This window comes from Devosia sp. MDV22-iso42 (genome assembly GCF_058629155.1).
Genome location: NZ_JBZVWR010000014.1, coordinates 135,474 through 149,415 on the forward strand (window position 1 = coordinate 135,474; position 13,942 = coordinate 149,415).

General features: G+C 62.9%; 12 protein-coding genes. 6 read left to right on the forward strand and 6 right to left on the reverse strand.

The window, feature by feature from the left end; translation table 11 throughout:
* Positions 1–61 precede the first annotated feature (61 nt).
* Complete coding sequence (locus AC4NN3_RS17750; RefSeq protein WP_491928430.1) at positions 62–676, reverse strand: glutathione S-transferase family protein; 615 nt, start codon at positions 674–676, stop codon at positions 62–64.
* A gap of 2 nt (positions 677–678) precedes the next feature.
* On the reverse strand, positions 679–1,617 hold the full coding sequence (locus AC4NN3_RS17755; protein WP_491928416.1) for a 2-hydroxyacid dehydrogenase: 939 nt from the start codon (positions 1,615–1,617) through the stop codon (positions 679–681).
* 161 nt (positions 1,618–1,778) lie between these two features.
* Here AC4NN3_RS17755 and AC4NN3_RS17760 point away from each other — a divergent pair, with 161 nt between their 5' ends.
* The 3 genes from AC4NN3_RS17760 to AC4NN3_RS17770 are packed head-to-tail and all read left to right on the forward strand — an operon-like array spanning position 1,779 to position 4,980.
* Positions 1,779–3,200, forward strand: coding sequence for a circularly permuted type 2 ATP-grasp protein (locus AC4NN3_RS17760; protein WP_491928417.1), 1,422 nt, complete (start codon positions 1,779–1,781; stop codon positions 3,198–3,200).
* A gap of 2 nt (positions 3,201–3,202) precedes the next feature.
* Positions 3,203–4,147, forward strand: a complete 945-nt coding sequence (locus AC4NN3_RS17765; RefSeq protein WP_491928418.1) for an alpha-E domain-containing protein — start codon at positions 3,203–3,205, stop codon at positions 4,145–4,147.
* A complete protein-coding gene (locus AC4NN3_RS17770) occupies positions 4,147–4,980 on the forward strand; it encodes a transglutaminase family protein (protein WP_491928419.1) in 834 nt (277 codons plus the stop codon). Before AC4NN3_RS17765 ends, AC4NN3_RS17770 begins: the two co-directional genes overlap by 1 nt.
* Positions 4,981–5,119: 139 nt before the next feature.
* Here the strand turns inward: AC4NN3_RS17770 and AC4NN3_RS17775 are convergent, their stop codons facing one another.
* Both AC4NN3_RS17775 and AC4NN3_RS17780 read right to left on the reverse strand, forming a co-directional pair.
* On the reverse strand, positions 5,120–5,719 hold the full coding sequence (locus AC4NN3_RS17775) for a hypothetical protein (RefSeq protein WP_491928420.1): 600 nt from the start codon (positions 5,717–5,719) through the stop codon (positions 5,120–5,122).
* Positions 5,720–5,808: 89 nt separating this feature from the next.
* Positions 5,809–6,744 (reverse strand): AEC family transporter, encoded by a 936-nt coding sequence (locus tag AC4NN3_RS17780; RefSeq protein WP_491928421.1) that lies wholly within the window; start codon positions 6,742–6,744, stop codon positions 5,809–5,811.
* A 173-nt stretch (positions 6,745–6,917) separates the two neighbouring features.
* Here AC4NN3_RS17780 and glpD point away from each other — a divergent pair, with 173 nt between their 5' ends.
* The 3 genes from glpD (at position 6,918) to AC4NN3_RS17795 (ending at position 12,169) form a co-directional block, all read left to right on the forward strand.
* Positions 6,918–8,417 carry a glycerol-3-phosphate dehydrogenase gene (glpD, locus tag AC4NN3_RS17785; protein ID WP_491928422.1) on the forward strand — a complete coding sequence of 500 codons (1,500 nt, stop codon included), beginning with the start codon at positions 6,918–6,920 and terminating at the stop codon, positions 8,415–8,417.
* A 147-nt stretch (positions 8,418–8,564) separates the two neighbouring features.
* Positions 8,565–10,055 (forward strand): glycerol kinase GlpK, encoded by a 1,491-nt coding sequence (gene glpK / locus AC4NN3_RS17790; RefSeq protein WP_491928423.1) that lies wholly within the window; start codon positions 8,565–8,567, stop codon positions 10,053–10,055.
* A 413-nt stretch (positions 10,056–10,468) separates the two neighbouring features.
* Positions 10,469–12,169, forward strand: coding sequence for an AIPR family protein (locus AC4NN3_RS17795; protein WP_491928424.1), 1,701 nt, complete (start codon positions 10,469–10,471; stop codon positions 12,167–12,169).
* Positions 12,170–12,224: 55 nt separating this feature from the next.
* On the opposite strand, the gene AC4NN3_RS17800 is transcribed toward AC4NN3_RS17795, so the two are convergent.
* Together AC4NN3_RS17800 and AC4NN3_RS17805 are read right to left on the reverse strand one after the other, a co-directional pair.
* Positions 12,225–12,731, reverse strand: coding sequence for a CAP domain-containing protein (locus AC4NN3_RS17800; protein ID WP_491928425.1), 507 nt, complete (start codon positions 12,729–12,731; stop codon positions 12,225–12,227).
* A 119-nt stretch (positions 12,732–12,850) separates the two neighbouring features.
* Positions 12,851–13,699: an aminoglycoside phosphotransferase family protein gene (locus tag AC4NN3_RS17805; protein ID WP_491928426.1), complete on the reverse strand. Its 849-nt coding sequence runs from the start codon at positions 13,697–13,699 to the stop codon at positions 12,851–12,853.
* Between the last annotated feature and the right edge of the window lie 243 nt (positions 13,700–13,942).

Sequence of the window (13,942 nt, forward strand, 5' to 3'; positions counted from 1 at the left end):
CATGCCTAACGCGGGGCAGCCGCCCGGGCATGACAGGGCAGCACCTGGAAAAGCAGTCGGCTCAGGCCTGCGGATGGGTGGTGGCAAAGGCGGGCACGACACGGCTGCGCTCGGACAATGCCAGCAGGCGCGGCATGGTCGCGGGATCGCAGAGGCCTGTGACGGTGCCAAGGAAATCGACCGTGGCGATGACGGCGGCGTCGGCGCCATTGGGATGGGTGCCGCCGAACCAGGCCGTGGCGGGGGTCCGCGCCTCGAGCGCGGCGAGGCCCTGGTCGAGCTGGCTGCGCAGGCGGGCGACCCAGTCGGGCCAGACCAGGTCGGGCGGGCGGCGCTCGGTTTCGTAGACAAAAGCCACGCCCTTTTCCGCCACGGCATGGGCAAGGGCGATGACCTGCTGGCAGGCAATGCGCTGCGGACCGGGCGCGGGCAGCAGGCGATGGGCGGGCTCGGCGCTGGTTTCGAGATAATCGATGATGGCGAAAGTCTCGATCAGGTCGCCATCCGGTGTCGACAGGACCGGCACACGGCTGAGGGGATTGTGGGCACGGAAGCGCTCGAAATCGGCGCCGAACAGCTCGACGGGACGCCGCTCGAAGGCGCGGTCCTGCAGGGTCAGCCAGATGGCGACGCGGCGGACAAAGGGCGAGCGCTTGCCGACATGCAGGATCAGCATAGTCACACCACCGCTGAGATGAGCGGCTCGCCGGCAAAGTGGGCGTCGAGATTGGCGACGACCAGGGCGCCCATGGCATTGCGGGTCTGGGTGGTGGCGCTGCCCATGTGGGGCGAGAGCACGACATTGTCGAGGGCGAAGAAGCCCTCGGGCATGGCGGGCTCATTTTCAAAGACGTCGAGCGCGGCGCCGCCGAGGCCGCCCGATTGCAGCAGTTCGAGCATGGCGGGCTCGTCGACCAGGGTGCCGCGGGCGACGTTGACGAGGTGGCCCTGCGGGCCGAGGGCTTCGAGCACCTCGCGCGACACGATGCGCTCGGTGCCCTTGCCGCCGGGGGCGATGATGACCAGCCAGTCGCTGTCGCGGGCCATGTCGACCAGGCTGTCGTAGAAGACATGCGGCTCGGATGGCTGGCGCTTGCGGCCGTAATAGACCACCCGCATCTTCATGGCCTGGGCGCGGGCGGCGATTTCCTTGCCGATGCGGCCAAGGCCGAGAATGCCGACGGTCTTGCCGGTGAGTTCGGAGAACAGACCCATATTGCCCTGGGGCCACTTGCCCTGGCGGACGAACTGATCGGCCTGGGGAATGCGGCGGGCCAGGGCGATCATCAGGCCGATGGTGAGCTCGGCCACCGCGTCGTTGAGGACATTGGGGGTATTGGTGACGCGCACATTGGCGGCGCGGGCGGCATTGGTGTCGATCGAATCGTAGCCGACGCCGAAATTGGCGATGATTTCGAGCGCGGGGAGCTGGGCGATGAGCTCGGCGCTGACGGCGCCGCCGGCAATGGCGCGGATGGAAGGGGCGTGTTCGGCGATGAAGGCGGCCTTGTCGGCCGCCTCGTGCAGCTTGTGCACGGTGAAGCGCTCGGCCAAAGCCGCCTCGCAGGAGGCGAGCAGCTTGTGGGTCTGGAGGATGGCGATGGCTTTATCGGTCATTCGGCGGACTCGCGCTCGGAAAGGTTGCTATGGCGGTACCATACAAGTGGCCGGCCGTGGCGCAAATAGTTGGCCAAACCGCGTGACCGGCTGGACGGGGCCGCGCAAACGTGTAGCAATGTGAAGGCGATGGGACGAGCCGCATAACCAATCGGAGCACAATGGGCGATCCACTTCCGTTTGACGAAATGTACCAGGCGGACGGCACAGTCCGTGAACCCTATCGAGTGCTGGCGCAGTGGCTGGAGGAACAGCCCGACAAGGCGCTCAACCTGATGCAGTCCGACGCCGAGGCGATCTTCCGCAAGCTGGGCATCACCTTTGCGGTCTATGGCTCGGCCGAGGGCACCGAAAAGGTCATCCCGTTCGACGTGATTCCGCGCATCATCGCGGCGCAGGAATGGCGCAAGATGTCCAAGGGCATCGAGCAGCGCGTCAAGGCGCTCAACGCCTTCCTCTATGACATCTATCACCGCCAGGACATCATCAAGGCCGGCAGGGTGCCGGAAAAGCTGATCCTGCAGAACGCCGCGTTCTGCCCCGAAATGATGGGGCTCGAACCGGCCCGCGGCGTCTATGCCCACATTATCGGCGTCGATATCGTGCGCACCGGACCGGACGATTTCTTCGTGCTGGAAGACAATCTGCGCACCCCATCGGGTGTCAGCTACATGCTGGAGGACCGCGAGGCGATGATGATCCTGGCGCCGGACCTGTTCCAGCGGCAGAAGGTGGCGCCGGTGGAGAACTATCCGGAAAACCTGCGCCGGACGCTCGAAAGCGTGGCGCCGGAGAATGCCGGTTCGTCGCCCAATATCGTGGTGCTGACGCCGGGCATCTACAATTCGGCCTATTTCGAGCACTCGTTCCTGGCCGACCAGATGGGCGCGACGCTGTGCGAGGGGCCGGACCTGTTTGTCGATGGCGGCAAGGTCTATATGCGGACCACGACCGGGCCGGAACGCGTGCATGTGATCTATCGCCGGATCGACGACGATTATCTCGATCCGCTGACCTTCCTGCCCGGCTCGATGCTGGGCGTGCCGGGGCTGTTCGACGCCTATCGCGCCGGCAATGTGACGCTGGTCAATGCGCCGGGCACCGGGATTGCCGATGACAAGGCGGTCTATACCTATGTGCCCGAGATCATCGAGTTCTATCTCGGCGAGAAGGCGATCCTGCAGAACGTGCCGACCTATAACTGCACCGACGAGGAGCAGCGCAACTGGGTGCTGGCCAATATCGGCGACCTGGTGGTCAAGGAAGTGCACGGCTCGGGCGGCTATGGCATGATGGTGGGGCCGACCTCGACCAAGGCCATGCATAATGAATTCCGCAAGAAGATCGAGGCGCGGCCGGACAATTACATCGTGCAGCCGACGCTGGCGCTGAGCACCTGCCCCACCTATGTCAAATCGGGCATTGCGCCGCGCCATGTCGACCTGCGGCCCTATGTGCTGGTGGGCGACGAGGTGCGCATCACGCCGGGCGGGCTGACACGCGTGGCGCTGGAAAAGGGATCGCTGGTGGTCAATTCGAGCCAGGGTGGCGGCACCAAAGACACGTGGGTGCTGGAAGATTGACCATGCTGGGACGGACTGCACAGAACCTGTACTGGCTCAGCCGCTATGTCGAGCGGGCCGAAAACATGGCCCGCCTGCTCGAGGTCGGCTATCGCATGAGCCTGACGTCGCGCCGTGAAGGCGGGGTATCGGAACACCTGGTGTCGATGATGCAGGCGGCCGAGGTCGACGAGGAATTCGGCAAGAAGGACCGGGTCGCCGATGTCGATACGGTGGCCCACTTCATGATGTTCGACCAGGACAATCCCAGCTCGGTCTATAATTGCCTGTCCTATGCGCGCACCAATGCGCGCTCGGTGCGCACGGCCATCACCAGCGATATGTGGGAGGCGATCAACGGGGCCTGGCTGGAATTTTCGCAGATCAAGCCACGCGACGTGCGCGGGGCAAAGCTGCTGGGCCTGCTGGAATGGGTCAAGGATATCGGTCACCAGTTCCGCGGCGCGCTGCTGGGCACGATCCTGCGCGATGACGGCTTTGCCTTCCTGCAGGCCGGCAATTTCATCGAGCGGGCCGACAATACGGCGCGCATCCTCGACATGAAATATTACGTGCTGCTGCCGCGGGCCAAGATGGTGGGCGGGGATCTCGACATCCAGCAATGGACGCTGATCCTGCGGGCGGCCTCGGCGCATCGCAGCTATCGGCATGTCTATCACGACCGCTACAAGGCGACCAATATTGCCGACTTCCTGATCCTGCGGCCGGAAATGCCGCGCTCGCTGGTGTTCTGCGCGCAATATCTGGAAGACAATGTGGTGACGCTGAGCAAGCTCTATGGGCAGCAGCAAAGCTGCAACGCGGCGGCCAGCCAGCTGCGCGCCATGGTGGAAAACACCAATATGGAAGCCATCTTCGCCTTCGGCCTGCATGAATTCCTGACCGAATTCATGGCTCGGGCCGACCATGTGTCCAATACCCTGTCGGAGAGTTACAACTTTTATTGATGCGTATCACCATAGACCACCAGATGAGCATTACCCCGCCAGCCGGCACGGCCCATGCCGTGCTGCACCTGCTGCTGACGCCCGCCAGTGGCCCGACGCAGCAGATCGAGGACTGGACGGTGGCGATGCCGGGCATCGACAGTGCGGCGGTATTTGCCGATGCCTATGGCAACACGGTGCATCTGGTGAACCAGAGCCGCCCGGAGGGCACCCTGGTGGTGCGCGTCAGCGGCACCGTGGTGACGGCGGACCGGGCCGGCGTATTGGGGCGGCCGGGCGGCGAGCCGGTGCCGGCGCTCTACAAGCGGACGACGCCGCTGACCAAGGCCTCGGTGACGCTCTATGGCAAGTTTCGCGGCAGCAAGGACAGCCGCATCGACGTGCTGCATGCGCTGATGGCGCGGGTGGGCGAGACGCTGGGCGTGGACAGCGACAACACGCAGACGCAGATGTCGGCCGATGGCGGGCAGAGCCAGAGCCAGTCGAGCGGCGCGGCTGCCAGTGCAGAGAGCACGCCGCCGACGGCCAGCGCGCTGGTGCATCTGTTCATCGGCGGGGCGCGGGCGCTGGACATTCCGGCGCGCTATGTGACGGGCTATGTCGCGGCCGAGCCGGATGGCGACGATGACCTGGTGGGTTTTCACGCCTGGGCCGAAGCCTATGACGAGGCTCTGGGCTGGATCGGCTTTGACCCGCTGCTGCAAATCTGCCCGAGCGACCGGCATGTGCGGCTGGCCGTCGGGCTGGACGAAAGTTCGACCGTGCCGATCCGTGTCGTTCCCACCGGCGACGGCGTGACGACGATTGCGGTGTCGGTGACGAGCGCAGCCTAGCAGAGCCCCTGCCCGGCGCGTGCAGGCTTATAGGGAAGACCGGGGGCCTCGTGCTTATTCACGACCCCCACCCTCGATCCCCCTCCCCACAAGGGGGAGGGAGGCGCAGGAACCTTGCGTCAGGTCGGTGTGAAGGGGATCAGAAGCGGTGGCGGATGCCGATGACCTGGGCATTGGCGCCGTCGCCCATGCCGCCCAGAGTGCCCCAGGCGCCCGAGCGGTGATGCAGCCGCACAAAGACCTCGGTATCGGGATTGTCGAGGCTGGCAAAGCTGATTTCGGGCGCGAGGAAGAACAGTACCGAGGGATCTCCCTGGCGCTGCTCGGCGCGTAGGGCCTCCTTGCCGATGGGGTTGGTGATGGCACTCAGCCCGAAGGTGAAGGAGGGGGAGATGCGCAGGTTTTCTCCGAGATGGAAGCCATCATAGCGCGCCACGGCGCCGGCCCAGATCTCGCCGCTGACATCCATCCCACCGCGAAAGGCGACGCCGACCTCGGCGCCGACATGCCAATCGGGCAGCGGCTCGGCGATGAATTTCTGGTAGCCGGCCCCGAGCACGAAATTGTCCTCATAGCTGGCCGAGAGCGGCATGAAGGAGCGGTCGAAATAGGCATCGGTATAGCGGCCGGCAAAGAGGAAGATCGCGTCATCGGAGACCGGCTCCTGGGCGGAGGCGGGCACCGATGGCAGGCCGAGAGCCGCCAGCAACGTACAAAAAGCAATGAGACCAGAGCGCAAAGCACATCACCACACTAACAATATTAGTGGCGGCTCAATGATTTGGCTGGCTCAGGGTTCCGCCGCGGGCGAAAACGTGATCGGCGGGGCTAGAGGGTCAGGATGTAGAGCCAGGCCGAAATGGTGAAGGCCGAGGCGACGGTGGCGATAAGAATGGTGTTGGCGGCGACGCTGGTGCCGCGGTTGTAGTAGGTGGCAAAGACATAGACATTGACGCCGGCGGGCATGGCGGCGAGCAGGATGCCATAGCGCGCGATCTCCATGGGGACATGGAGCACCCAGATCATCAGCACATAGGCGATGGCGGGATGGACGATGAGCTTGATCAGCGAGGCGACCAGCGCCTGCTGCCAGTTGTCGGAGAGCTTGAACTCATTGAGGGCGCCGCCGATGCCGAACAGGGCGGCGGGAACGACGGCCTGGCTCATCATGCGCAGGAAGGCATCGGCCGGCTCGATCAGCTGCAGGCCGGCGAAATAGCCGATCATGCCGGCGGCAATGCCCCAGATCAGCGGATTGGAGGCGACGCGCTTGCCGGCGGTCAGCAGGGTGCGGCCCAGCGAGGCGCCGTCCCGGCGCATCAGCTCCATGGTGACCATGCCGGTGGTGAGCAGGATGGCGCCGTGCAGGCCGATGATGGAAAGCACCACGGGCAAGGCATCGACGCCATAGGCGCGCTGCATGATGGGCAGGCCTACCAGCACGGTATTGGTGAAAGTGCCGGAAAAGCCGACCGAGACGGCGATGCCGGGGCTATTGCCGAAGGCGCGCAGGGCGATGACGATGCCCAGCACGAAGCAGAGCAGCGCCCCGATATAGAAGGGGCCGATGATGGCCGGGTTGAAGGCCGAGGCGAAGTCGCTGGTGACCAGGGAGTGGAACAGCAGGCAGGGCGTCGCAAAATTGTTCACGAAAGCGATCAGGCTCTTGATGCCCTCGGCAGGGAAGAGCTTGAGCCGCACGGCACCAAAGCCAAAGGCCATCAGCGCGAAAATGGGCAGGATGACACTGATGATGGAGAGCATGGCCGAAGGGTTCCGGGGCCGGAAGACACAATGCCCTACGCCGCCCCCGGCGCAGGGTCAATGCCGATCTGGTATGGTAGATTGACCTCGTCGGCACCACCGATAATCGAAACAGAATTGTTTCATTCCGAAATCAAAACGCGTACAAACGAAAGCAACACGGGGTGAAGTCCATGAGCGTGAGCGACAGCGTCGACATTTTCGTCATTGGTGGCGGTATCAACGGCGCCAGCGTGGCGCGCGACGCGGTGGGCCGCGGCTATAGCGTGGCGCTGGCGGAAATGAACGACCTGGCCTCGGGCACCTCGTCGGCCGCGACCAAGCTGGTGCATGGCGGGCTGCGCTATCTCGAGCATTACGAGTTCCGCCTGGTGCATGAGGCGCTGGCCGAGCGCGAAGTGCTGTGGGCGGCGGCGCCGCATATTATCTGGCCGCTGCGTTTCGTGCTGCCGCATCACAAGGGGCTGCGCCCGGCGGTGATCCTGCGGGCCGGATTGGCGATGTATGACTATATGGGCGGGCGGCGCCTGCTGCCGCCGACCAAGACGCTGGACCTGCGCAAGGACGTGACCGGCATGCCGCTCAAGCCCGGCTACAAGCTCGGCTTTGAATATTCCGACTGCTGGGTGGATGACGCGCGCTTCGTGGTGCTCAACGCCCGCGACGCGGCGGACAAGGGCGCAATGGTGCATGTGCGCACCAAGGTGACGAGCCTGCGCCGCGACGCGGGCGCATGGATCGTCGAACTGGATGGCGAGGCCGGGCGGCAGACGGTGCGCGCCAAGCTTGTGGTCAATGCGGCCGGGCCCTGGGTGGACCAGGTGATCACCGGGGCGATGGGCAAGAACGGCGCGCATAATGTGCGGCTGGTCAAGGGCAGCCACCTGGTGGTGCACAAGCTCTACGAGCATGACCGCTGCTATATCTTCCAGAATGGCGACGGTCGCATCATCTTCGCCATTCCCTATGAGAATGACTATACGCTGATCGGCACGACCGACGAGGACTATGAGGGCGACCCCAAGGACGTCAAAATCTCCGATGCCGAAACCGACTATCTGCTGAGCGCGGCGAGCGAATATTTCGCTAAGCCGCTGACGCGGACCGATGTGCACTGGAGCTATTCCGGCGTGCGGCCGCTGTTCGACGATGGCGCCAGCGCCGCCCAGGAAGCGACGCGCGACTATGTGCTCAAGGTGGATGGCGACGCGGCCACGGGCGCGGCGATCAATGTGTTTGGCGGCAAGCTGACCACGTCGCGGCGGCTGGCGGAATCGGTGCTCGAAAAGATCGAGGATGTGCTGGGCAAGAAGGGCGCGCCCTGGACCAAGAAAAGCACCCTGCCCGGCGGCGATTTCGAGCCGCTGGCGTTCGACGCCGAAGTGCGGCGGCTGGGCAAGGATTATGGCTGGCTGCCCAAGACGCTGGCGCATCGGCTGACCCGGCTCTATGGCACCAAGGCGCGGGTGCTGCTGGGAGACCGGCAGACGCTGGAGAGCCTGGGCACGCCTTTCGGCGCCGATCTCTATGCGGCCGAGGTGGATTATCTGGTGGCGCATGAATGGGCGCGCACGACAGAAGACGTGCTGTGGCGGCGCACCAAGCTGGGGCTCAAGGTGGGTGCCGAGGATGCGGCACGGCTGGAAGACTATCTGGCGCGCAAGGCGCACTAGCCACGTGCTATTTCCATGCCGTGATGGGCAGGGTTAGGGTGGGCTGAGGTCGGAACGCGGCGGCACGGCCTACCCCCACCCTTGATCCCTCCCCACAAGGGGGAGGGAAACGACTGCGAGACCGGTGAACGGTTCAGGGAGAAAAGCATGAGCGGTTACATTCTGGCGATCGACCAGGGCACGACATCGAGCCGGGCGATCGTGTTCGCGCAGGACCGCAGCATTGCCGGGGTGGGGCAGAAGGAATTTACCCAGATCTTCCCGCAGGATGGCTGGGTCGAGCATGATCCCGAGGAAATCTGGGAGAGCGTGCTCTGGGCCATCAAGACGGCTTTGACCGAGGCCGGGATCACGGCCAGTGACGTGGCCGCCATCGGCATTACCAACCAGCGCGAAACCACGCTGATCTGGGACCGCAAGACCGGCAAGCCGATCCACAATGCCATTGTCTGGCAGGACCGGCGCACGGCGGCACACTGCGCCTGGCTCAAGAGCGAGGGGCATGAGGCGCTGGTCACCGAAAAGACCGGGCTGCTGCTTGACCCCTATTTTTCCGGCACCAAGATCGAATGGCTGCTGAAAAATGTCGCGGGCGCGCGGGCCAGGGCGGAAGCGGGCGAACTGGCTTTCGGCACTGTGGACAGCTTTCTGATCTGGCGGCTGACCGGGGGCAAGAGCCATGTCACCGACGCCACCAATGCAGGCCGCACGCTGCTGTTCGATATTGCGGCCAATGACTGGGACGAAGAACTGCTAGCGCTGTTCACGGTGCCGCGGGCGCTGCTGCCCGATGTGCTCGACTGCGCCGATGATTTCGGCGTGACCGATGCGGGCCTGCTGGGCGCCGCCATCCCGATCCTGGGCGTGGCGGGGGACCAGCATGCGGCGACGATCGGCCAGGCCTGTTTCTCCCCGGGCATGCTCAAATCAACCTATGGCACGGGCTGCTTTGCCCTGCTCAATACCGGCAAGGACATGGTGCGCAGCCAGAATCGGCTGCTCACCACCATTGCCTATCGGCTGGACGGCGAAACGACCTATGCGCTGGAGGGCTCGATCTTCATTGCCGGCGCGGCGGTGCAGTGGATCCGCGACGGGCTGAAACTGGTCAAGCATGCCAGCGAGACGGGGCCGCTGGCGCGTACCGCCGACCCCAGCCAGAATGTCTATATGGTGCCGGCCTTTGTCGGGCTGGGCGCGCCGTGGTGGGATGCCGATGCGCGCGGGGCGATCTATGGCCTGACGCGCAATTCGGGCCCGGCGGAAATCGCCAAGGCGGCGCTGGAAGCCGTGTGCTACCAGACGCGCGACCTGCTCGAGGCCATGCGCAAGGACTGGGGCGAGAGCGGGCAGACGGTGCTGCGGGTGGATGGCGGCATGGTCGCCTCGGACTGGACCATGCAGTTCCTGGCCGACGTGCTGGACGCGCCGGTGGACCGGCCCAAGACGCTGGAGACGACCGCGCTAGGCGCTGCCTGGCTGGCTGGATCACGGGCCGGGGTGTGGCCGGGCATGGCGGAGTTTGCCCAGAGCTGGGCGCTGGACAAGCAGTTTACGCCGAGCATGGATGCAGCAACGCGCGATGCCAAGGTTGCGGGGTGGAATGACGCGGTGAGAAGGACGCTGACGACGGGTTAGGGTTGGGGCGGTGGCTGAGATGGGGTGGAGGCTGTGTGAAAACTCGGCGAGAAAATCAGCGAGTAGAAAACGATTCCGCCCTGAGCGGAGTATCTATCCCCTACAGCCCTCTTAAGCCATTCGCGAGTAGGAATTTAAGGTGAAGTCTTCGGGAATTTGGCCTGAGAGACACCCGCGCGGAATAACTTTCTAACAACATTCTGTAACATCGAGTTTTCACACAGCCTCGGGTGGGAAGCGGAAGGGCAGCTTGTGGGTGGCACTGTTAGGAAAGCGGCCATTTTGGTGACCGACTATCCCGGCTCGTTGCGCATCCCGGTGGCCTTTCGGCTCCGCGTCGCTCATTCAAAGAAAAGCGGTTGATATTCGGTGGCGTACTGTACTTGGGTGAACGGCGAGCGCTAAGTAACGACATGTCCACTACACCGCAAACAAGTCCGACGCTGCTCGATTGGAGTCAGGTTCGCACGGGTATTCAGTCCTTCCAGCGATCGCTCGGTCTCGATAATGAGGCAAAGGCATTTCAATATTTCGCGTTATCAAAAATATTGAAGATCGATGACGATGAAATTCGAACTGCAATTACTGACGGCGGCGATGACCGCGGTATTGATGCAGTCTACATCGACAGCCGGCCCGAGCGACGCGTCATTCACTTCTTCCAGTTTAAGCACATAGCTAGCTTCGAAAAAGTGGGGAGCACTTTTCCATCTAACGAGATCGACAAGATCCAGAGTTTTCTTGAATGCTTCCTTCGTAAAGACGCGTCCCTAGCTAAAACCTGCAACCCACTGCTTTGGAATAAAGTACAAGATTTGTGGGAGGCGCTCGAGGAAGCCGTCTACTCTATCCATATTCACCTGTGCAACAACGCTGCTGCGCTCATTCCTGCTCATGCCACGAGGTTCGAAGAGGCGCTGCGTCCCTATCAACACGCAGTACTTACTCAGCATGACCTGATCTGGTTTTCGCGCCATCTGTCAAAAGGAGCGGCCGTTGATCGAGAATATCATCTCGGGCTGGTCGAGGACCAATATTATGGTCGTACAGATGGCTTCGCAAAGGGCCTCATCGGGACTGTGCGCGGTGATGAGATCGTTCGACTGATCACCGATCCAAATTTCCCGCAGGAGGTAGACGATACTTTGTTCGAGGACAACATTCGCCTCTACCTTGGCGAGGCAAATGAGATCAACAGGAACATCCTGTCGACTGCCCTCAGCGAGAACAACTCGCAATTCTGGTACCTGAACAATGGGATCACGATCGTTTGCGATCGCATGGACTATCAGCCAAGATCGGCCAATCCAAAAGTGAGGATGATCAATCCGCAAATAGTGAACGGAGGTCAGACCTCGCACGCGCTTTTCGAGGCAGCACGATCTGACCTCAGGCGCATCTACGACGTGAAGCTGCTTTTGCGCGTAATTGAGACCGCCGACCGGGCATTCACCAACAGCGTTGCTGAAGCCACGAACAGCCAGACGCCGATCCGCAGTCGCGACATACGATCGAACGATTCAATCCAGATCCGGATAGAGAATGCACTCGTCGGACACGGCTATTTCTATGAGCGCAAAAACGATCAGCATATCAATCAGCCGGCGGAGAGTCGGATCGATGCGGTCAAGCTTGGCCAGATTATATTGGCCTATGTACTGCGAGAGCCAGATCGGGCCAAGACGTCGTCGAATCGGATTTTCGGGGAGTACTACGGCTGGGTCTTCGACGAGGCAATTTTGTCGGCAGAGAATATCATCGCTATGTGGCGCATCTATAAATTGGTAGATAATGATAGACGTCGCGCGATTACGGGGCTGAATTCACGCCTGAAGCAGAGCTATGATGAAGCTTGGATCATCGAGGGCGTATTCCACATATTGTATATGTTAAGTCTAACCTGTGAAAGGGAAGGAACCAGTCTATTCGACTATGCCGGCGTCGAAGCTAATTACTCATCCGTGAAAGCGCAGATAGACGAGTTCATGACACAGAATAAAGGTCAGGCCGCATATAGGATTTTCCGTAGCGCAATGACGAAACAGCTCTTGGCTCGTTTCGCCACCGGCCAACAGCTTAGTCTCAAGCTTGAGCCGCCTCAGCGAACAGACTGATGCGAAGAAATGGCTCGTATTTGAGGTGACGTGGCGCAAACGGAGACCCGCCCCCTCAGCCGGCGCGGAGCCACGGTTGGAAGCTGCCGCCGGCGATCATGGCCCAGTAGAGCCTGCCGCTGGAACTGCGGGCGGCGGCGAGGCCGAATTCGACGAACTTGTCATTGAGCAGCGTCGAGCGATGGCCGGACGAATTCATCCAGCCCTCGATGGCGCCGGGGAGATCCTTGTAGCCTTTGGCGACGTTTTCGCCGACGGCGCCGATATAGCCCGCCGCGGTGACGCGTTCACGCAGGGTGACGCCCAGATCGTGGCTGAGCGTGTCCTTGCTGGCCATGAGGCGCGCCTGGGAACGGGCGGCGTTTTCGAGCACAGGATTATAGGTCCAGGGGCCGGCGCCATTGGCGGCGCGCACGGCATTGATGGCGAGCAGGATTTCGGTATCGGTGAGGGTCTCGGGCGTGCTGGCCGATTTGGGCAGGACGGGAATGGTGGCCGAACAGGCGGCCAGGGCCGCGGCGGCGCCAAGGACGAGGACGGAGCGGCGGGTCAAGACGAGCATCAGGCAGTTCCTGGAACACGAGGGGCCGGCCGAGCAGCGCCGGCGGCTTGGGATGGGGTGCGACGGGCGCGTGTGCCGATATTGCGCAGGCAGCCTTGCCAGTCCATGAAGATCACCGATCAGGCCTGATCATAGGCGCTGAGCAGCAGCGGCAGCATGGTCAGCTGCCAGGTGATCGCTTCGCCATCGGCCAGCGACCAGCAGGCCGACAGGGCGGCATGGGCGCAGGCCCAACCCAGGATGCGCTTGCGATCATGGCCGAGCCGTTCGGCGATGATGTCGGCCAGGGCCGCAATGCGTCGCGGGTCCTTGACCTGACCGGGCGCGCCGACCGGGTTGATAAAGGCATTGGCCAGTTCATAAGCCGGATCGCCGAGCAGGCCCTTGGGATCGATGGCCAGCCAGCCGCGATCGGAGGAGAGGATATTGTCGTGGTGCAGATCGCCATGCAGCGGAATCTGCGCGGTGGGACGATCGAACAGTTTATGGGCAATGCCGGCGGCGCGGGCATACATGTCGCGGGCGGTATGGGGCCAGATGCGCGCCTCGGTATCGAACAGCGCCTGAAAGCGTTGGCGCAGGGGCAGAAGGAAATCGGGCGCTTCGCCGCGCGGCCGCTGCAGACCGGCGACCACGGTGCAGAGCGCGATGCTGGCCTGGTCATCATGGCCGGCCCGCACGGCATCGCCCAGCGTGCCGCCATCGAGCCATTCCATGAAAATGGTGTCACCATGGATCTCGAAGATCGTGGCGGCGCCCTCCCCGCCATACCATTCCAGCAACTGGGCGCCGCGACGCTCCTCGACGGCGCCGAGAGGCTTGAGAATCTTGAGCACGGCAAAGTTGCGGCCGTTCTGTTCGACCCGGAAGATCGCGCTGCGGCTGCTGTCGGCGATCGGCGTCGACTTGGTCAGCGACCAGCGGATCATGGCGCGGCTGAGCGCGGTTTCGACAGGCGACTGATTCATCATGGCGGCCATTAGAGCAGAAGCAGGCGCCCGATTCGACTGGCAGCAGGGCGACCGGCGGAAAGTTGATGCCTTATGGGCCCCAATTGGTGGTTTTTGACACAAAAGCAAGCATAGCGCGCGAAAGCCGGCGGCCCGTGACGTTGCCCCCAACTTCTATCCAGCGTGAAGTAGACTCGGGCGGTTGTTTTGACCTGCCCCCGAAGTTTGGACCGCCCGAACGGGCAATTTTCCGCTTTTTCT